Origin of the sequence: Pseudomonas sp. A-1 (assembly GCF_004801855.1) — a bacterium.
GTDB lineage: Bacteria > Pseudomonadota > Gammaproteobacteria > Pseudomonadales > Pseudomonadaceae > Geopseudomonas.
Window position 1 is genome coordinate 1 of record NZ_SSTC01000032.1, and the last position, 20,199, is coordinate 20,199.

14 protein-coding genes are annotated in these 20,199 nt (G+C 58.3%); all 14 read right to left on the minus strand.

The window, feature by feature from the left end; all coding sequences use genetic code 11:
- Positions 1 to 65: 65 nt before the first annotated feature.
- Positions 66 to 383: a DUF6387 family protein gene (locus E5198_RS22335; protein ID WP_136489729.1), complete on the minus strand. Its 318-nt coding sequence runs from the start codon at positions 381 to 383 to the stop codon at positions 66 to 68.
- On the minus strand, positions 340 to 924 hold the full coding sequence (locus E5198_RS09360) for a hypothetical protein (protein WP_136489730.1): 585 nt from the start codon (positions 922 to 924) through the stop codon (positions 340 to 342). Before E5198_RS09360 ends, E5198_RS22335 begins: the two co-directional genes overlap by 44 nt.
- 37 nt (positions 925 to 961) lie before the next feature.
- Complete coding sequence (gene brxL, locus E5198_RS09365) at positions 962 to 3,010, minus strand: protease Lon-related BREX system protein BrxL (RefSeq protein ID WP_136489759.1); 2,049 nt, start codon at positions 3,008 to 3,010, stop codon at positions 962 to 964.
- Positions 3,010 to 5,328: a BREX-1 system phosphatase PglZ type B gene (gene pglZ, locus E5198_RS09370; protein ID WP_136489731.1), complete on the minus strand. Its 2,319-nt coding sequence runs from the start codon at positions 5,326 to 5,328 to the stop codon at positions 3,010 to 3,012. The genes brxL and pglZ overlap by 1 nt, the downstream gene beginning before the upstream one ends.
- Positions 5,329 to 5,458: 130 nt before the next feature.
- Entirely contained in the window at positions 5,459 to 6,220 is a 762-nt protein-coding gene (locus E5198_RS09375; RefSeq protein WP_256659020.1) for a nucleotidyl transferase AbiEii/AbiGii toxin family protein, read from the minus strand.
- Positions 6,214 to 7,194 carry a hypothetical protein gene (locus E5198_RS09380; RefSeq protein ID WP_136489733.1) on the minus strand — a complete coding sequence of 327 codons (981 nt, stop codon included), beginning with the start codon at positions 7,192 to 7,194 and terminating at the stop codon, positions 6,214 to 6,216. The genes E5198_RS09375 and E5198_RS09380 overlap by 7 nt, the downstream gene beginning before the upstream one ends.
- Positions 7,195 to 7,281: 87 nt before the next feature.
- A complete protein-coding gene (locus tag E5198_RS09385; RefSeq protein WP_136489734.1) occupies positions 7,282 to 8,955 on the minus strand; it encodes a DUF262 domain-containing protein in 1,674 nt (557 codons plus the stop codon).
- A gap of 45 nt (positions 8,956 to 9,000) precedes the next feature.
- The gene (locus tag E5198_RS09390) at positions 9,001 to 10,812 is read right to left on the minus strand and encodes an Hsp70 family protein (protein WP_136489735.1); all 1,812 of its coding nucleotides are present in this window, start codon (positions 10,810 to 10,812) and stop codon (positions 9,001 to 9,003) included.
- 5 nt (positions 10,813 to 10,817) lie between these two features.
- Positions 10,818 to 12,035, minus strand: a complete 1,218-nt coding sequence (locus E5198_RS09395; protein ID WP_136489736.1) for a hypothetical protein — start codon at positions 12,033 to 12,035, stop codon at positions 10,818 to 10,820.
- Positions 12,032 to 13,135, minus strand: a complete 1,104-nt coding sequence (locus E5198_RS09400; RefSeq protein ID WP_136489737.1) for a hypothetical protein — start codon at positions 13,133 to 13,135, stop codon at positions 12,032 to 12,034. Before E5198_RS09400 ends, E5198_RS09395 begins: the two co-directional genes overlap by 4 nt.
- A 147-nt stretch (positions 13,136 to 13,282) precedes the next feature.
- Positions 13,283 to 14,611 carry a hypothetical protein gene (locus tag E5198_RS09405; protein WP_136489738.1) on the minus strand — a complete coding sequence of 443 codons (1,329 nt, stop codon included), beginning with the start codon at positions 14,609 to 14,611 and terminating at the stop codon, positions 13,283 to 13,285.
- A gap of 1 nt (position 14,612) precedes the next feature.
- On the minus strand, positions 14,613 to 16,208 hold the full coding sequence (locus E5198_RS09410; protein WP_136489739.1) for a hypothetical protein: 1,596 nt from the start codon (positions 16,206 to 16,208) through the stop codon (positions 14,613 to 14,615).
- A gap of 18 nt (positions 16,209 to 16,226) precedes the next feature.
- On the minus strand, positions 16,227 to 16,733 hold the full coding sequence (locus tag E5198_RS09415) for an SMI1/KNR4 family protein (RefSeq protein ID WP_136489740.1): 507 nt from the start codon (positions 16,731 to 16,733) through the stop codon (positions 16,227 to 16,229).
- A gap of 70 nt (positions 16,734 to 16,803) precedes the next feature.
- The gene (locus E5198_RS09420; RefSeq protein ID WP_136489741.1) at positions 16,804 to 20,181 is read right to left on the minus strand and encodes an N-6 DNA methylase; all 3,378 of its coding nucleotides are present in this window, start codon (positions 20,179 to 20,181) and stop codon (positions 16,804 to 16,806) included.
- Between the last annotated feature and the right edge of the window lie 18 nt (positions 20,182 to 20,199).

Here is a 20,199-nt window from a genome sequence, read left to right on the forward strand (position 1 = left end):
TCTGTGATGCCTGGACTCGAACACCGGACTGTTTCAAGCTTGACCCGCACCACCTCATCCCGGGACTACACACCTAGGGCGGTTGGTTTTTTAGAGGCGAATTCATGAAAACAGATCAACTCTATAGAATCCAAGCCCTGTATCAGAATGCGCGCCTTGGGTATTGTTGTTTTTGCTATAAATTCACGCCCCGAGCTTTTATAAGGAACAACCGCCTCGGCGAGAAAATCCAGAGGCAATTTAATATCTTCCTGCGCAGCCCAAATAACCAAATCTAGATAGGGGAGAACACCATAATCCTTCCATAATCTATACGTTTTACTGCCAGTACTTGGCGACTTAACAACCTCGATCTCCCCCTCCGCTTCTGCTCGCTCTAGCACATGAAATCCAGTCAGAAAAAGCTTTAATAAGAACGGAATCAGGAGCCCCCAAGTTAACCTTCAACAAATGAGGAGAAAATATTTTCTCCTCATGCTCAATAGATATATCAAGCTCCATAGTACTAAGGAAGTCTTTCTCCAAGAAAACAACTGGCAAAACCTTCTTCCATCTCTCAACAAGATCATGGCTTGCACTACCACTATTAAAAGCCTCCTTATCACGATAAGCTTGAAACCTAAGATCCTTCATCTTCGCAGTCCCAAGTGGAGCATAACCAGAAATCTCTCGAGGAAAAAAACCACCAGTCACAAGTCCCCTTGAAACCTTAAGGAAGCCCTCAAACTCAGAAATACTCACGCCACATGCCAAGACGGAACTACTCAATAAACTGAACCCCGAAACACCCAAATACTTTAAAATCAAAGCCCTTAGCAATAGCTCGTTTCGCCATTCAAGAATTCCAAAGTCAGAAACATTTTTATAATTATCCAATGAAAACCATTCTGAAGGACAAATCCTTTTTTTAATCTTAACAGACACCAAAAACTCCTTATAAAGATCACCCCAACTTAAAAACTCACTCCACAATCGCCTTCAAAAACGCATCCCGAGCATCCTGATAGAACTGGATATCGATCTTCGTTGCCATCTCATCGGACAAATCATAGAGCTGACGCCGCGCCGTCACCGGCATCAGCAGTGTACTAGCACCCTTCTCAACCGCTAGCTCGGCAATACTGACCGGATTGCGGATCGGTTCGATGGAACCACCTAGGTTGATTTCGCCAACCACGATCAGGCCGCCGCGCACCGATTTTTTCAGCAGCGCACTGCACATAGAGATCAGCGCCGCAACGCCCAGCTTGGAGCCACGCTTGGCGGCATCAAAGGCACGCAGCTGGATGGTGAACTCGTGGGCCCGCGGGTCGCGGTCGCCGATCAGCTGGCCGGCGCGGGCATAGAGGTTCTGCTCGGCGTAACGGACCGATTCCTTGAACGCGGCAGGCGCCGGATTGTTGAGGATCTTGACGCCCGATCCGGGACCTTCATTGACCTCGATCCGGTATAGGCCTGCGTTGTCATCGATATCGCTCCCGCCCTCGCTGATCGTCCAGATCTGTCCAGGTTCGAGCGGGTCATCGCCAATCTCGTTGTCGGCACGCAGCTCCGGCGTGGCCACGAACTTTTCCACGCCATCGTCGCCGATGAAGTAGCTGAAGTGGGTGTTGCGGAACTCGGCCGAGCCGATGCGTTTCTGCTGCTCCTTGACACGACGACGCACCTCCAGAGCCAGGCGCACCGCCCACTCCAGATCTTCATCGCTGACCGGAGTCGAGGCATCGGGATAGAGCAGCTTGAGCAGACCGGACACGGTCTTGTTCACCGCATTGGTATCGCGGCCACTGAGGGCTCCGCCCAGATGTACGCGGTTCTGCAGGACACTGACCCGGCTCTGGTAACGCAGACGGCTCAGGCATTCGGAGAAGAAGTCGCTGACCAGGCCGAAGTGGTCGGTGGTCAGTTCGCGATTCATCTTTGGCACATCCCAGCCAGGCAGATAGCAATGGATGCGATCCATCCAGGCAGTGTCGTCACGCATCTCGGCCGGCAGGGGTCCGAACAGATGCCCCACGCGCTGCTGGTGCTCGACATCGACATCGAAGTTGCCCACGAACACCAGCGAGCCATCGGCACGGATGCTTTCCTTGCCGCGGCTGAACTCGCCGGACTCCATGTACCCTTTCATGATGTTGATGCCTTCCTTCGTGTCGAAGGAAATGCCACTGATCTCGTCGAAGCACACTACATCGTACTGGCAGACCAGGCCGCGCTGTCCGCTGGCATTGTTGACGAACATCTTGGCGATAGTCGCCTTGCCGCCGGAAATCAGATGCGCATAGGGGGAGATCTGCTGGAACAGGTGACTCTTGCCGGTACCGCGCGGCCCCAGCTCGACCAAGTTGTAGTTGCGCTCGACGAAGGGAACCATGCGCAGCAGCAAGGCATCCTTGGCCCGGCTGTCGAGCCGATCAGGCTCCAGGCCAATCGAGCGCAGCAGAAATTCCTTCCACTGCTCGGTCGTGAAGGCCTGGCGAGCGGCTCCCAGGCTGTCCAGCACATCGCGCTTGGAGAGCTGGATCGGACGGATATCCTGGATGCCAAACGGATTGCCACGCTCTTCGGCAATGGCAGCGTCGTACTCGAGGGTGACCTCGGCGTAGAAGCCCCCAGTCAGCAAACGCTCGTTGTCGTCCACCAGCCTGTCGGCGATGCGTACGTTGGTGAGTTGGATGCTAGGCAGCGTGGCCAGATAGCCATTGTCCTTCTGGCTGAAGCGCGCACTGACCAGATCGATGAGTTTGACTGTGCCGTTCTTGTAAGCCCGCGCCTTGAACAGCTCTTCCTCGCCTGCGCGCACAGTGCGCGACGAGAGCTGGCGCTCGACGATCTCGATCCCCTCCTCGATCTCGTTCGGATCAGTACTGGCGCAGTAGCGCCCAAGCATGAACTCCACCACATAGGTCGGTACCGGAAACTGGCGGGCAAAGGTACGCACCAGATCCTTGCGCACGATATAGCCTTCGAGAACTTCAGCCGCCTTCACATCCAGCGCATCAAGCTCCATCACGCATCCTCTCCTACCACTGTCGCCTGCTTGGCCAGCACAGTACCGGCGTCATCAACCACCACCAAAACCGCTGCAGAACCTTGCAGGTCCTCGTCCGCCACCATCAGGCTGCACTTGCCGTCCTTCAAAGCCTTGGCTCGCACAATCGAGCTATCAGCATCCGCTGGACTGGTACGCAAGTCAGCAGACAAGCCCGGCGCTTCGCTTTCGATCTCGACCTTGCAGGTCAACCCTACCCAACGCGACTTTGTGATGCGGGCCTTGGCCAAGGCCTTATGCGGTGGGCGCGTGTTGATCACCTCGATCACCGGAGTCAGACACTCCTGCAGGCTCAAACCACCATGGCCATAATGATTTCCAGCCTGGAACGCGCTGGCGCCAGGAGGAACCGCGATGGTCACCTCGGGACTCCAATGCCAGTTCACTGTCGGCAGCCCCACCTGCCCGCTCTCCTTGATCTCGGCACAACGAGCCCAGCGGCTGTCGGTTTGATGCTTGGCCAACTCTACCTTGCTCATCGGCTGCGGCGTCAGCAGCCAACCGTGATCAGTCACCAGGCGTATCTTGCGCCAGCCCGCCTGCAGTAACTCCTCGACACGCGCCGCCACTTCGTCGAGCAACGCATCGATACGGCTGGCCAGCTTGACCTGGCGAGCATGCCCTTCCCCATCAATGTCTCCAGTCTGCACCCAGGCCTTGCCCGCCGGACTCCCCGTCTCGGACGCATCCAACACCTGCCAGCCGGCCTCTTCCATCAGCTTGCGGGCATAATGGCTCGACAGCGGCTTGTCTTCTGTCAACAGGCTGGGCTGGAAGTCAGCATCGCTGCTACGTCCGGTTACCTGGGCATGAATCGGCATCACTGCCGCCTTGGCCGTTGCAGTAACCGAGGGCAAAGCCGACCAGTTGAACGTCTGGCGCACCTCACCGAAGGATTGCAGACGCTGCAGCAGGCGCTGGGCGATATCAAAGCGCAGGCCATCAACAAAGAAGACCACTTCGCCGCTTGCCTGATAGCCACTCACGGCCTCGTTGACCCCTTGGCTACCCGGATACCCTTGGTTGCGCACCAGATCCTGGAAATTGAGTGCCGTCTCGTGCAGCCAGGGGGTATAGAGGATGTCCAGCAGTGACTGCACCAGCGTCTGGATCTTTACCTCTCGCGCTTGCGCCAATGCACGCAAAGCCGCGTCATCCACCTGCCAGTACTGTTCACGGTAATGCCTGGCCATCTCTTCTACCGTAGCACCGGACAATGGCGAGCCGGCCAGATGAGCTATCTGCACCAGAGGCTCCAGCAGCAGGGCCAGAGGAGCCATACCCAGCTCCGCCCAGATCCAGGTGCGCCGGGGACCGTGCTGCTCATCCAGAGCCAGCAGATGCTTGCGCAATGCCGCCGGCGCCATGGCGCAGCCTGCCTGCAAGTCACTTTCCAGGCGCTCCTCGTCCTGCTGATTGACGCTCGGATAGCCCTCGACATCCGCGGCAAGATCCGGCTGCACCAGCGCCAGCACCTTGGACAAACGGGCATAAGGCAGGGGATTCTCGACAAAGCGTTGCCACACCTTCGCCCATGCTCCCTGACGGGCACACAGCCGCTCGGCCGCTACCAGCTCGCCGTCGCGCTCGGGATGGAAACCGAACTCGCTCTGGCAGACACCACAGAAGGCCTCCCAGCGTGGCCCTACCCAATCACCTTGCACAACCTTGGCATTGCTCAACCAGGTCAGCAGGTCGCGCACCGGATCGGTTGTCAGCAACTGATTGAAATCGCTGGCCTCCAGGCGCCGTCCCTGCAGCTGACTGATCTCGCAGTCGAGAATGGCTTCCAGAGCACGCAACAAGGCCTGCTGGGTCTTCGCATCCTGCGCCACATCCAGCGCCAGGCCGCCCTTGGCAGTTACCAGAAAGGCATTGGCCGTCCAGTCACGGGCGTTGACCTGACTCCACAACGTACCGCGATACTGCAACTCGGCCAGCGGTTGCAGCTCGATCGGGCAGGACGCAATCGCCCGCAGATCCTGACGGCTGACACCCGGCAGATAGAGAATCGGCGTGACACCCTCCGGCGTGACACCCTCCGGCAAGGTTCCGGCAATCACGCACTTGAGCCACACCGCCGGTCCCTGGCGTCGCTCGGGAGCGTAGTCGCCCAGGCAGAACAACTCAGGCAACACCGCCTGCAACTGTCCCAATACCGGCAGCCATTCCCGCTCCTTATCCGGCCACAGAATCGCCGCAGGGGCGGCCTGGGCGCTTGCGTTGTACTGCGCAGCCCCCCGCAGGCTTTTGCTCAAGGCCTCGATCACTTTCATAACACACGCTCATCCATCTGCCGGGCTTACCGTTAACAACCAGGAGCCAAGGTAAAATTTTTTACCCTGGCCAACGAACGGCCACAACCTATTGAAATTAAAGTACTTAATTGATTGGCCAGGACTTTCATTACTGACCAAGTCCATAAACCGCTCGCAGCCGGTCGATCAGCACAGGCAGCGTGATCCGGCCTAGATTCAGGGACTTCAAGTCAAGCGCCTGCTCCGGCAGCAGCTCGAGGAAGCGCTGGAAGTCCACGGCAACCCGCTCAGGCAACTCAACACGCTCGTCAGGCGACAACAGCTGACTCAAGCGCAGGACATCGGCGAGATGTTTGCTGACATTGCGGCTATCAACTCCCTCGCCTGCTTGTCTACGAGCGCTCAGATCGAGCCAGGCATGCGCCTTCAGCGGAATCAGCCGGTCGGCATCGACCCATGTCACATCGCCCGACGTCCGCCGCCCCGCCACGATGAATTCATAGTACTTGTCATCCAGCAGAATGGCCGAAAGGCTGGAAACCGCCTCATCCAGTGGGATCGGCGTCAGATGGGCCTGAGCATGCAGCTGCAGACCATCCGGGGCTCGGGAGAACAGCTCCAGCATGACGGGATAACTGGGGTTGGTCGGCTTCTGGAAGCGATAGAACTGCGGCTGCCCATCGCTTTTTTGGCGGATCTCATAACCACCGGCCTCGATGAAGCGCCAGAAATGCTCGCCGAAGCTGGCGTCCAACGCCTCGACGATCAGCACCAGGTCCAGATCCTTGGTGGCCCGGAAAGGGAGGTCAGCCTCATTCATGGCCAGTGCCGCCGCCACACCGCCGATCAGCACATAGCGATCAGTAAAGCCGGCGAAATGCTGGCGAAAAATATCCAGTCCCCTTACCACGGCAATTGCTCCTCAAGCTCTTCCACAGCCTGCCGGACACGGTCGTCGTGCTCTGCCTGCAAGCTCAAAATCAACGACAAGGGGTCAACGACAGACCCGGATTGGTAATGCACTGGGGGGTAACGCCATATCTGCAGCTGTAGTGCTTCCGGCTCCCCTCCTGGTAGCACCTGAATGCCTTTCTGCTGCATCAGCTTCCACTGCTCGGTACTGATGGCATACACGGGGATAGCCGGATCAGCCAACATGGTCAGGCGTGCCAGGGCGCTTTCCCCTGCCAACGGAAACGGCCCGAAATTCAGAGACTCCGGCGATACCCAGACACGTTTTCTCACTGGATCGCGCAACAGAGACAATGCCGCTTGCCAGACCGATCGCGGATTGCCGACCTGGAAACGAAGCCAACGCGAGCGCCCCTTGCCCACTGCCTGAACCAGACCGGCAGCTTCAAGCTCCTTACCCGCTCGCGAGAGCGTCATAGCCGTATAACCCAGATGCTCAGCAAGCTCGGCGAGATGAATCTCCTCCTGCCAAGGCTGCAGCAAGGCACGAATCAACAAGACTTGAGTAGCCGGACTCAGCCTCTTGTCCGGCGATTCGCGCCGCTGACGAAAATACTCCCGCAAATCGAGCCCAAGATCAGGCAAATACAACTGGTTCCCCGGCACGATGAACGGCACATGTTGCTCGATCAATCGTTTGCGCTCATGGGAGCTCAGCGCAGAAATCGCATAAATCCCCACCGCCCCGGTCAAGCGACCCAGTGTCTCCATCCGCTTGCGCAGTTCGCTTGCCGTGCCGATCTCATCTCGAGCCTGCATCAGCACATACGGGTGCTCCAGTATCTCCAGGGAACTGAACTCGTAAGCATCCTGCAGATAGAACGGCAGCTTCTCAGCGTCCTTCCACGGTTGGATGGCCATCTTGAGGCCAAGCACATCCTGCAGGTAACGTTCGATCTCTGCTTGCAGCATGAAAGCACCGCTACTAACATAATTTCCGCACGCTAACACTCTGCGCGTTAGCGTGCAATTTTTACGTTACCAAGTATTCCTGCCGCTTCAGCCCAGTCGCCAGCTCCCCCGCAGCACCTCCAGCAAAGCCTCCTGCCGCGCAGCAACCACCTCCGGCGTCCAGCTGTCCGCATGCAGCACCTGGCTGGTCAGCGCATAGGTGGTGACCCCGCTACTCCCGGCGAAGTACGCCGACTTCTTCCGGTCGAAGTCATAGTTCAGCGCCCGGGAATTGCGCGCGCGGGTCAGCGGCACCAGGTTGGCCAGGCGATGCAGCCAGCGCGCACGCTCGTCAGCATCCGGCCAGGTCAAAGCCCAGTCGCTGCTCGGATCGACAGTCTGAGGCAGCACGTGCTCGATGGTCAGCACGTTCGGCGTGTAGTTGGCCGCCATCGCCGAGACGAAGGAGTCCAGGCGTAGAATCAGGTAATTGCGCCGGCGCGCCGTCATCTCGTAGACGTTGCCATTCAACGCCCGGAGCATCTCCTCGCACTCGGCCGGCGCCAGTTCGATACGATCGTCGAGAATCCCCTTGTCGAGATCCTCCAGCACCAATGCGTAACGCTCGATCCGCTGGTTCACGTTCTTCGCAGTCACGTGCAGGTAGGCCGCCAGACGCTCCAGACGAGTGACGAAATCCAGTACCACCGCCGCATCACCGCCATTACGGGCCAGGAAGGCGATCGCCACCGGCAGCCAGTCGGAGTTGTCGATCCGGTTCAACCAGGTGAATAGCTCATTGATCCTCTCGGCGCTGCTGGTGGAAACGTACTGCGCGTTCTTGGCAATCAGATACGCCTTGGCGTAGGGCTCCACCACCTTGTCGATCAGCGCCTCCGACGAGCTGACTCGAGTCAGCACATGCTCGCGGAACTCCTCCAGCAACATGCGCCGCGCCTTGAAGCGGGCGTAGATCATGCGGATATGGCTGAACAGCTCGGTGAAGCCATCGCGGCCGGTAGCGACCTCCAGTTCCTCCCAGCGCTCGTTGAAATCGTCGCGCTGCTCCTCCGGCAGCTTGCCGATCACCTCGGCCTTGATGATGTCGGTCGGCAGCAGATCCAGGCCACGATTGTTCAGCACCGAGAACACTCGGAACGCCGACTGCTGGCTGGGAGTGGTCACCGCCACCAGGAAGCAGCGCATCAGCAGGAAGGAGCCGAACTCCACCAGCCGCGCCTCATCTCCGGCAAAGCGCTGCTCCATGCGCTGCAGCAGCAGGCCGGCATTACCTTGGATGTTGCGCTGCGACTCGTTGTCCAGCCGAGCAGGGTCGATATCGGCCAGAGCCGCGAACTTGAGTCCCTGCACATACTCCGAAAAAAAGGCCCTGTCCCGCTCGCGCAGTGCCAGACGTGGCTTGGGGTTGAGCTTCAGGGCAATGTTTCCCGGCTCGCGAATGAAGCTGTAGAACGCCGAGTGATTGTCACCGCTCAACCGCGAGGTCAACGTCGCCAGCAGGATGGTCAAGGTAGTCAGGCGCTGCTGACCATCGATCACCTCGGCCAGCGGCTTGCCCTCGTCCTTGATCAGCACAATGGAACCGAGGAAGTAACTGTCCTCGGCCTCCTTCTCGAAGAAGTCGTACAGATCGTCGAATAGCTCACCGGCTTGATCCCGCGTCCAGGCATAGGGGCGCTGGTACGGTGGGATCACATAGTCGAACTCGGAACTGAAAATCTTCGCCAGCGGGTACTCGGCACCACTGATCTTCTTGCTCATCCTGAATCGCTCACCTGTCACGTCCCGCAGCCTGCGGGAGCCAAATCAAAAATCGAAAACCACCCGACGGAAATTTCCGGTCCCACCACTGCCACACTTGCAGAGAGGATCATTGCTACGCCGCCCACACCCGCTGCAGGGCGCGTAGTAGAGCTTTTCCCGATCCTGCAATGGCGTAAGGGGGACTCGCGTGTACGGTGTTTGCTTCTGCACCTCATGCAGATACTCCCCAGGCACCAGGGACTTGTCCTCACGAAGAGCCAGATTCGACCGAAGCAACACCGCACCCTTATGGTCGCTGGAGCTCCGGTCTTTAGGCTTTTTTACAGAAGCATCTCCCAGGTACTGTCCCTTGCCACTCAACCCGCCGAGACTCAGTCCGAACTCCAGGTTATGGATCTCGGTTGCGTCGTGATCATTGGCAACGGTTGAGCGCGCATCGACCTTGAGAATGAGGTTCTCATCAACCCGCATATCCAGCTCGATCCGCTCGAACAGCCGGGCGCTCTTCTCGTCCACCTTGACGCTGAGGCTGGCCAGACTGTTGCGTGAGTCACTGGCCTGCACATACCGACCATGCCGGCGAGCGGGGACTTCCAGCTGGATCTTCGCCACGCCATCCCGCGGGTCGGTGCAGTACAGGTTGAGCCGCTCGGCCTGTTGAATCGAACCTTCGCGAGGCATTTCCGAGCCCGCCTTGATCGCCATATGCCGAGTATCACGCGCCAGCGCCAGCTCGATATTCTTGGCCAACAGCAGATTGGCCCGATCATGGGCGATCCAGGCGGCCCCCTCGGAAATGATCAACTGGCCGCGGTCCGACACGCAGAGTCGCTGTGGACCGAACATTTCCAACAGCCGGGTCTTGATCAACGGCATGTTGACCATACCGCCCGTGGCCAGGCACAGGCTGATATCGGCAGGCTCGAAATCCACCGTGGCGAGCAAAGCGGCGATCATCTGCAGGCCTTCCGTCAACTTGGCATTGACGATCTCCTCGAGCTCCTCACGCGGTAGCACGTAGTCAAGGTCAGGATCACCCTCCTCTGTACGGAAGTAATTCGGCACATAGATCTGCGCCTGACTCTTGGTCGACAACTCGATCTTGGCCCGCTCGGCACGCGCCAGCAGCCGCTTCTGGGCATCGGTCGCAACTCCAACGCTTTCCAGTTGCGCATGCCTTGCACAGTGTCGGCGCTCCACCTCATGCATGATCGACTCATCGATCACATCGCCACCCAAATGGCTGCAGCCGTGGTTGGCGATCTGCACCAGATAGCCATCGACCAGTTGGCACAACGTCAGATCGAGCGTACCGCCGCCCCAGTCGAAAACCAGCATGTACTGGCGATCCAGCCGGCGGATCTCGCTGTCAAAGTCGGGCAGCGTGCGTAAATGCCCGTAAAGAGCGGCAAGCGGCTCATGCACGAACTGGTCGATCGTCACCCCCGCCAGGCGAAACGCCTCGCGCAGGTCTCGCCGGCGCTCGCCATTCATGTCGACCGGAATGGTCACCACCGCGCGGCTGTAATCAGCCAGTCGCTCGTCTTCGGCGTGCGCCGTCACGAAGCGGACGATATCCGCTACCATTTGCCGCGGGCTACGGCTGACTCCATCGACATGCACCGAATGCTTGCCCAACAAGGTTTTCGGCGAGCGCACCACATTGCCGATCACGCCAAGCCCAGCGCTGGCCAAGCGTTCTCGCGCCTTGCGGCCGACGATCACGTCATCGCCGTCGTAGCACACCACCGAAGGATGGGGCAGACCACTATCCGTGAACGAAATGCACCGATCACCTTCGATGACCGATATCAGGCTGTTGGTTGTGCCAAAGTCAAAACCGTAGATCGCCATCGTTACTATCCCTTGATACGACTGATTTCCTTGCTCAGGTTCTCGACCACACTGCCCAGATACTCGCGAGCTACCCCGACCTTGGGCGGATCGCGCTCCAGTGCGGTAAGCACATCCTGAAGTACCGGCAGTTCGCTATCGAACAGCCGCAAAACCTGCCCGCGCAAACGCGACAGATCGTCATTTGAATGCACGCCCTGAATACGCGACTGCTCCCTCGCCGTCTCCAGCTGCGCCTGCAACTCGCGCAGCTGCTCACCCTGCTCGGCCAGCAACGCTTCACGCGCCTTGAACTCTTCCTCGACCTGGCTTTTCACTACCTCCAGCTGGCGCAACTCGCGCTCCAGCTGATCAGCACGTGCTTCAGCCTGCTGAACCTGGCGAGCCTGATCGTCGAGCAGCCAGGCCAGCCCCGGCGCGTCGCCGAACGGCTGACTGGCAAGCAGGCGAATCAAACCATCGCCGCGCTCGCGATAAAACAGATTGGGTTCAAAGAAACGTCGGCGCAGAACTCCCACCAGCTCGCGCGGGGACGCGCCCAGGTAGAAGCGCCATTGGCAGGCCAGATAAAAACCGCACTCCAGCCGCTTCAGCGCTTTCTTCTTGTCAGCAGAGGCGACCTCGGACTCGGCGACCTTCCGAGCCGCCTCACGGGCTTCGGCAGCCATCGCCTCGAAGCCCAACCCATCCTCCGAAGTCCGCGGCAGCCAGCTCTCCAATGAGAGCTTCCCCTGCCCCTGGACCCGTCGCCCGATCTCGGCGGCAAAGAAGCGCAACGGGTCCTCAACGCTCCGATACCCGCTCAAATCCGCGGCCAACAGCATCAAATTGAGGCTTTTTTCCAGGGTTGGATCGCTCTCTTCCGCAAGCGCCAGCAGTTCGTAACGCTTGATCTCATCGATGCGTGCGTTCTTAACCACCTTGCGCAGCGTTGCATCACCCAGGGTCTTTGTCTTGCCAGCATAAAAATGCACGAGGAAGTCAGCCAGGCTCTCGATCTTTTGCTGATCCTTATCCTTTTCTTTGCCACTCACCTTTGCAGAGGCACTTTCCGCCGTGACCTCCTCTGCTCCACTTTCTGGCTCAGTCGGGGCTACAGGCTCCTGCCCAGCCGCGGGCTGAACATTGGCGTCCTGACGTTTGGCTACCTGGCCAATTTCGCGCGTTCCCGTGGACTTGTTGTAAATCGGGATACCCGAAGGCTTTCTTGTCTCGTCATTCATCGTGTCATGTTCTCCAACACCTGTTCGGCGTAGGCAGCAAAGATCGGATCATTCAACAGGCTGCGCGCCATACGCCTGACCTCATCCTCCGGCCTGAGAGAGCAAGCCCGATCCAGCCAAAGCACCGTTGCCTTGGTACGATCCTCTGCCGTCCAGAGGCCGCTTTCACAAGCACGTCGCAGGTCATTCAGCTCTTCAGCCATCCGCTCGCCCGACAGTGCTATCCAACGCAGAAGCTGATCGGTTGCATGATCGATAGGCAAGCGGGCCTGAGCCTCATGATTGGCAGGCAAAGGCAACGACGGCGACTTGCCGGTCAATGCTGCGAAGCGACCGGCAGCCGATGCCAACGCGGGCGCATGTTGCAGGCCAGCCGGCTGCGCAAAGCTGTTAAATGAGAAGTTGATAATCGCGCGGATCGTGCCGGCCATAGGCCTGTTCACATGGCGCAAGGCCTCCAGCGCTCGATTGAAACGCTCCTTGTACTGGGCGTGGCTGAGCTGGGTGTCGCCACGCTGATCCTTGGCCAACACCCCGTAGAGGTACTGGCAAACGCCTTCGAGATAAGTTCTGGCCGTTGCCAGGGGCGCGCAGGCCTCGGCAAAACGCCGGATGTCATCGACGCTCAGCTCGTTATCGGTAAACAACATGCTGAAGACGTCTTCAAGACGCCGCAGCTCTTCAACTTCCGGGATGCTGAAGCTCAGCTCGAAGCGCTCCCTGGCGTCCCGGTTACTCAGCTCCAGCACATGAAAACCCTGACGAAGCTCCGCCAGCTGGCTGAAAAGCTTCGCTGGCTGGATCGCCATACCGTTCAGACTCACACCCCCGCAACTGGTCAACAACCAGTCGGCAGCCCGGGTCGGCTCAGTGATGACCGTCCCCGTGCTACTCAGCTCCACTCCCCGCAGCAAAAGAGCAGGCTTGCGGTAAGGGTGCGCGACAAAAAAGTGATCGCTGCGCTCCCCCGGGCTATCGAACCGGGCCGCGCAGCGAGGGCATTCATAAACGATGGGCGCCAGCACCCTGGGCGGCGACTCGGGAATCGTGACACTCCCACCTGCATTACCAGGGTCAATAAAGTTCAGATACCAGGTCATCCATTTACCTCGACTATCGTCGCCGCATGCTCCAAGGATTACATTGCGACCACCCTGCAGACAGTAACCACAACCCAGCCACAGAAAATCATCATAGCCGGCTGATCGCCAGAGCCCACTGATGAACTCCGGCGACGCTCACAGCCCTCAGAGAAGGGCGAAGTGTTGCGCGGCTTGCCAGCCCAGCGAGGCCAGAGCCAGGCAGGCGACCGCGGCCAGAGCCAGACGATTGCTGCTGGCGCCTTTCTGCTGTTCTGCCTGCAGTGCGACCAGCTGGGTCTCGGCGTTCTTCAGCGCTTCAGCCTTGCCGCTCAGGTCGGCAGACAGGTGTTGAAGGTTGCGCTCCAGCGATTCGCGCTGTGCCTCCAGCGCCTGGGTATGCTCCTGCTGGGCGGTTTCCTGCTTCAGCTCGACGCCTTTTACCGTCTCGCGCAGTGCCAGCACTTTCTGCTCCACGGCCGAAACCATGTCCTGCTGGAACTTTTTCAGCTGGGCAGAGATGGCTTCGCGCAGTTGCTGGGCGGCGGCATCCTGAGCAGCTGTTTTCTCCAGCACAGTCTGAATATGCGCCTGCAGCTGCTGCTCGATGTGAGCCTTGAACTCGGTGGTTTCGCTGGCAAAACGTGCCAATTCAGCCTGAGCATGCTGCGATTGAGTAGAGAATGCGCTGGTCAGCTGCTGCTCGAACTCAGCCTGACGTTGAGCGAGCGCCCTGCCGAACTGCTCAGCCGCCAGCGCTTGCGCAGAAAGTTTCTCGTCTGCGCTACGGAGACTGGATTGAAGCTCACTCCGGAGGGTTTGCGACAATTTTGAATAATCGCCCGATAGACCATCAGAGATCTCTTTCAGGCGCTTCAAGCAGACAGAAACAGCATCCTCGAATCTATTTTCAAGATCGACTCTGAGCTCCCGATTAGCATGCTCAAGGCGGGCCTCTGCTGTCTCGACGCGATCGACACAGTCGATCAATTGAACTGCCTGCTCAGAGGTTAAATCCGTAAGTTCAAGCAAGCCTTTCGTGACTTTATCAGTCTTATCCTGCTGCTCGCTCAGCGCTCGCTGATGCTCCGCAATCTCTTTATTTTGCTTTTCAATTTCAGCAGCCTGCTTCTCAAGAGATTTCTGCTGGCGAATCAGCATTTCCTGCTGATCCATCAATAGCTTTGAAATTGCAGTATTCAACACCAAAAGCTGGCTAGATCTCTCTGTCAAGCTACCGATGGAAGAATTAAGATCTAGCTGAGCATCCTGGAGCTTGCCTTTTCTCCCTTTCACCAGGTTGGAAACGAAGTTCCCATCAGAAACCTCTCTACGTAGCCTCTCGATCCGCTCGACGTCCGAAATCACCGTTTTGCGATCACTCTGGATTCCCGAAACAAGCTCATGCAGCTTGCTGGACTCGAACACGTCCTTAGGAATATCCACTTTTGAAAAAGCGTTCACCACCACGAGTGATTTTTCGTCAAAGCTTCCCATCTCAAACCTTCCCTTTGTTATCGAGCCAATTCCGCAGCTTAATTTTCCTTTCCTCCACCAGCGCCATGGTTTCGTCGATCTCTGTATTCAGCGCAACCCGCGATTCAAGAGATGAACGCAAGCTACTCAGCGTCGACGCACCATACAAGGCCGACCGACCATAGCTTTCACCAACCCGCTGGTAACTGACGATCGCCTGGTTGTACAACTCGATATTCCTCAGACCGCTATTGACCGAGTCGATCAAGGCCCCTGCATACTCATCATGCTTTCCCGAGTTCGAAATCAGCGAATCCAGCATTTTCTCGTCGAAGGAAGGCCCCATACGATCGAACATGCAATCGATCTGGTAGGCAAGGAAGGCCGACAGCAGACCAGTCATGATGCCGATCAGCACCGGCGTGATCAGGTCCGCGAAGGGCTTGAGGAAGGGCACGGTCGCCATGAAGGTGGCCACCGTCTCGTTGAGCAGCAGGCCGACCGCGGTGATCACCACGGTGGTCAGGATCTTCAGCCCTTCCTGCAGAGCCTGATCGCCGGTCATGTGCTTGGGCGGGAAGAAGATCATCTTGAAGGCGCGGAACAGGCCGAGCAGGCCCTCGCGGATCACGGTGACGAAGCGCTTGGCGGTGGAGAGAAAGTTGTTGATCAGGAAGGTCAGCAGGTTGCTCATGAAGCCGCTGATGCCGCCCTGGAACATCTGCCCCACCGCGTCGGGGATCTTCTTGACGACCGACTCGATGACGCGCGCCAGGCGCTGGCGGATTTCCTCGAACAGCGTCTTGCCGGCCTCGACGCCCTGCTTGATCAGTACCTTGAACTCGTTGAACAGGCCGTTGACCAGCTCGGTCAGCAGCAAGCCCAAGGCTTGACGCATTCCCATTCGAATAGCTTGATCTGCCCCCGTAGAAAGCAGCTCAGCCTTCTGCTTCTCCCAAGCAGAGTTAGCGCTGGACTCATAGTGCTCATTAGCAGCGCTCACTACTTCTCTGGCGGATTCCGCATCAATCCCAAAGTGCTTTTCATTAGTAGTGCCATCAGGCCTAACTTTCTGAGACCATTTCTCGAACTCATGATCTTTTTTTGAGCTATTCAACCCCCCATCGGTGATAGCCAGATTCCTGTCATCATTGACAACTTTCTTTATCTCACTCAGATCAGCCTTACCATCCTTAACCTTACCTAGACCGAGGTGAATACGAGGATCTGTCGCAATTTTCTTAACAGGGACGACATGATCCAAATCAACATCATCCGCAGATGATATTTTCACCCCCCTATAATCATCGACCCCCTTATCGATTTTCTCTTGACGCTTAGCCTTCCAATCCCCCCGCCCAACTTCATAATTTTTTCGATCATAACTACTAACAGTTTCACGGAATCTATCTGAAAGTATTTGATCCTCTTCAGTAGCAGTCACACCTTTCTCAAAGTTATGAACAGTTGTAACGTTCCCCCCATCCTTATCTCTCTCTGCAAACATAGCCACAGAGAGTCCGAAAGGACCAATAATTTGGGAAACAACCTGCTGCTGACAGTCATCCATCAGCTTCTGAAGCCGCTGCTCACGAAGCTCAGCAATAGAAATTGACATAGCTAATCCCTCGGCCGTCTACTCAAGGCAATCCACGTAAGCGGAAAACCACTCCCTGAATCCTGGCGCCTGTAGTGTTCTCTCTGGCTGATCATGCCAGACCTCAATAATCTGTCCATACTTCCCGCCAGCAGCGGGATCAAGGTCCAGGCACAAATGATCACCCGAACCATTGTAAGTAAATGGAATCCATTTTGCGGACCACCATGCATCTCTAACCCCACTGGAGGGCCGGCTTTCACAGTCACTGAAGTCACCAGATTCCAACAGGTCCAGCCAAATGCTCCATCGCCTCAATATTTTCCTTGACGACATGAACTCCAGGCCATCAAACAACCAATCTGCCTCGCCTCTCTGCCCGTTATGCACCTTCAGACACGCGACAAAATCGGCAGGCAGAGTCACGCCGAGCTTCTGCTCCAGCTCGCGGATTTCGGCGTCGGTGGCGGGGGGATTGAGGTCGGCCAGTAGTGCGGGGTTGTTGGCCTTGAGCCAGGCTTCGAGCCTTTCCCATTGTTGCTTCATGACAACTACTCCTTGTTGGCAACGCTGACAGGGTGTGCCCGGCCAGCCCTGGGGCGGGCCGGGTTGGTGTTCAGGTGCGGGCGGCTTTCTTGGCGGCCAGGGTCAGGTGGTGGTCGTTGATGCGGGCGCCTTCCTTTTCGCCGTATTGCAGGCCCAGGGTGTACCAGGGGGCGCTTGGGACGTCGGTGCCGCGGTCCTTTTTCCACTCGATGTTGAGCTTGGGCTTCTTGTTGTGGCGCAGGACTTCGGCGGTCATGAACGGGCGGATGTTGAGGCGCACGCCGTCGTTGAGGTCGGGTTCCCAGCCGATGGGTTGTTCGGCCAGGGGCTTCCAACGCACGAAGATGTCGTAGGGGGCTTCGCCAGCGAGGATCTGTTCCAGGCGGTCCTTGAGACTCAGGGCATAGGACAGGCGCTCGGCGGCGCCGTCGAGTTTCTGCTCGACCCCGTGCTGCTGAGTGCGGATCCAGTCGCCGAGGTAGGTGTAGATCAGCCGTTCGAGGGTGGCGCGGGTGAGCTTGTGGTAGTTGACCAGGGCGCTGAAGCCGTCCTTGAGGCCATCCCAGACGTGCCAGATGAACGGACGATGGTGGAACAGCTTGCAGTGCTGCTCGAAGAACTTGTCGCGCAGCCAGGCGTCGAGGCTTTTCGCGCCGACCTCTTCCAGCAGCTGGTTGCGGCGCTGGGGCGTCCAGTCGTTGCCGAAGGCGGCTTCCAGCAGGTTCTCCAGGCGGTCGGCGGCGGCCTTTTCGCCTCGCACCGGCGGCAGGCAGACGATGCCGTCGTCGTCGGCCAGGGCATTCAGGCTGGCGCTGCGGGCGATCCAGGCGCGGGCCTGGTCGGACAGCTCCATCTCGCTGTCGGACTCGGCCGGCCAGTGGTAGCCGAGCAGGCGGGCGACGGCTACCTGCAGCGGCTCGGTAGCGGGCTGCGGGTGGCCGTGGAAGATCCATTGGGTGGGATCGTTAGACAGCGGAAGCTCTAGCCCTTTGGAAAAACGCTCTGCTGCAACAGTCTTCCAGCGCTTCTCATCAAAAGGAAGCTGGAGAAGAACACGGTTTGTAAGACTAAGCTTTGAGTCCAGCTTACGAACCTCAGAAAAAAACTCATCCGAAGACAAAAAGGCCCAGATAGCTGGTAGCAAACCCTCAAAACCTGCTTTAGGTACAACCACTGCAACGCTATTATGGAAAGCCTCTCCAAAATACAATCCAGCCCGTAAATTTTTCACCCGATTAACGGCAACACCATGCCTACCCCATGCCAGATTGCCGCTTTCATGCATGTCATGAAGCTGATCTCGGCTTACCTCAGCATAACGATGTAGCTGACCGTCTCCTCGCTCCCAGAGCAAAACATCAGTTCGCCCTTGATCGTCAAATGTAGAAATCGGTGCTTTGAGCGGCAGCCAATCACCTCTCAACGAATTTAGCGGAGCCTCAAAAAAACCACGTGAAAATCGTTCTATATCTCCAGTAACAAGACCTTGATAACTTTCCACCCACTGCCCCAATCGCGGCAGCGAAACACTCAAATCCTCAAATGTTACGACTGCCTTAGGGTTATCAAGAATCTCAAGCTGAGATAGAGACTTGACTTCACCATAGCGCAACTCATTAGCCTTGCTCTCGGCAGTTCGACTTTCAGTACAATCAACACCATGAATCCTTGACCCACTACTTGGACGATCATTTGAAGCTGTCAACAAAATAACATTCACTACCTCGCCAGAAATAGTACCGAACGCACCAGCTCCCAAACGAGCAAGCAGCCTCCAACTATTCTTTTTAAGTAGATCTGTACGTTGCTCCTCTCCTGTCGCCTGAAATAGCCAGTTCTGGGGCATTACTACTTGCGCCACCCCAAAGGGGGCCGCACTTAGCTCAATACACCTTTCAAGGAAAGTATTTGCAAGATCGTTTTTCGCCGTGAAGTAATAATGATCGCAAAAATCTCGAAGAGCTTCTATTTGCTTGCCCCGCGCCAGATATGGGACGTTAGTAACTACCAGCTGATAACGCTGCCCCAGCAACTCGGCGGCACGGGCCAGGCCTTGGGCGGTAATGGCCGCTTCGTGCAGGTCCTCCTCCTCCGCCTCGCCCACCGCCAGCGCCCTAGCCAGCAGCGGCTGCACATCGCTCCAGTCGGCGGTGAGCAGGTCGCCCTTGAGGCTGCGCGCCGGGTCGATCAGCGAGCCGAGGATCGGCGCATCGCTGAAGGTGTCGTACAAGCGAGCCATGCCGGCCTTCAGTTCCGGGTTGTCGCCGGCCAGCGCCAGCCACTGCTCGCGCGGGGTCTGGATGCGCTGGCCGACGCAGGCGATGTTCAGCGCTGGCAGGCTGCGGTAGCCGCCGGCGCCGGGGTAGCGCCAGGCTTCCAGGGCCACGGCGAAGGCGGCCAGTTCGACGCAGCGCTGGTCCAGCTCCAGGCCGTGCAGGTTCTGGCGCAGCACGGCGTCGATGGCGGCGTCGGCGCTCAGGCCTTCGGAGGCCATGCGCATGGGCACCAGCATCAGGAAGGTGGCGACCAGGAAGTGGCCGGAGCCGCAGCAGGGGTCGAGCATGCGGAAGTCGGCAAGTTTTTCCGGCCAGCCGTCGAAGGTGCCGGCGGCGGGGGTTTCGGTGCTGGCAGTTTTCCCCTCACCCTGGCCCTCTCCCCCAGGGGGAGAGGGGATGTTCGTGCCGGCAGCGGGGACGGTGCGCAGGTAGGTGAACGGCAGGATATGACGCTGCTCGGGGTGGTGGGTGACCCACCAGGCGCCGAGGCTGTTGTCGAGGAGGAACTGCACCATATACGGCTCGGTGAACAGCTGGGTGACCGGCGAGAGTTCGTCGGCACCGATCTTCACCCCGGCGGCATTGACCTCGTCCTTCTTCTTGGCCTGCCAGTACTGGTAGACCCAGCCGAGGCTGTCGGCCGCCTGGAAGGTATCCGGGTCGAGGGCGGCGATCAGCTTTTCCAGCTCGCGTACGTGGTTGAAGGCCAGCGGCACGGCCAGCGCCGGGGAGCCTTCGCGGAACACCTGCGGCAGCATCTTCGCGGCCAGCTTGCCGGCCAGCTCCCAGCCGTCGGCACAGCCTTCGTCGGCGGCCAGCTCCTGGCATTCGTCGAGAGTCAGCGCGGTGTGCTCGTCGTACATCAGCAGGTGGTTCTGTTCGAGGAAACGGGCGAACAGCATGCGGTGCCAGTGCTCGTAGGCGATTTCGCTGCACAGGCGGCGGGTTTCCTGCTGGCCGTTGCTGCTGCGCAGATCGCCCAATTGGCGGCCATGGGCGCGTAGGCGGTTGCGCAGGGCGCGCTGGTCGGCATTGAGGTAGCTCGCCGCGCTTGCGTCGCCAACGCTGAGGCGGGTCAGGGCCTCGGCGGCGGCCTGTTCGGCGATCTCGCGGGCCTTGATGACGGTGGTTTCCAGTTGCTTGCGGAGCGGCTTGTCGAGGGCTTGGCGCATGGGGCATTCCTTGGCCAC

What these genes read in the sequence shown, in the direction of transcription:
- brxL (WP_136489759.1), bottom strand. Translation starts at nt 3,010, where the DNA reads ATGGAGCTTGATGCGCTGGATGTGAAGGCGGCTGAAGTTCTCGAAGGC.
- pglZ (WP_136489731.1), bottom strand. Translation starts at nt 5,328, where the DNA reads ATGAAAGTGATCGAGGCCTTGAGCAAAAGCCTGCGGGGGGCTGCGCAG.
- E5198_RS09380 (WP_136489733.1), bottom strand. Translation starts at nt 7,194, where the DNA reads ATGCTGCAAGCAGAGATCGAACGTTACCTGCAGGATGTGCTTGGCCTC.
- E5198_RS09385 (WP_136489734.1), bottom strand. Translation starts at nt 8,955, where the DNA reads ATGAGCAAGAAGATCAGTGGTGCCGAGTACCCGCTGGCGAAGATTTTC.
- E5198_RS09390 (WP_136489735.1), bottom strand. Translation starts at nt 10,812, where the DNA reads ATGGCGATCTACGGTTTTGACTTTGGCACAACCAACAGCCTGATATCG.
- E5198_RS09395 (WP_136489736.1), bottom strand. Translation starts at nt 12,035, where the DNA reads ATGAATGACGAGACAAGAAAGCCTTCGGGTATCCCGATTTACAACAAG.
- E5198_RS09400 (WP_136489737.1), bottom strand. Translation starts at nt 13,135, where the DNA reads ATGACCTGGTATCTGAACTTTATTGACCCTGGTAATGCAGGTGGGAGT.
- E5198_RS09405 (WP_136489738.1), bottom strand. Translation starts at nt 14,611, where the DNA reads ATGGGAAGCTTTGACGAAAAATCACTCGTGGTGGTGAACGCTTTTTCA.
- E5198_RS09410 (WP_136489739.1), bottom strand. Translation starts at nt 16,208, where the DNA reads ATGTCAATTTCTATTGCTGAGCTTCGTGAGCAGCGGCTTCAGAAGCTG.
- E5198_RS09415 (WP_136489740.1), bottom strand. Translation starts at nt 16,733, where the DNA reads ATGAAGCAACAATGGGAAAGGCTCGAAGCCTGGCTCAAGGCCAACAAC.
- E5198_RS09420 (WP_136489741.1), bottom strand. Translation starts at nt 20,181, where the DNA reads ATGCGCCAAGCCCTCGACAAGCCGCTCCGCAAGCAACTGGAAACCACC.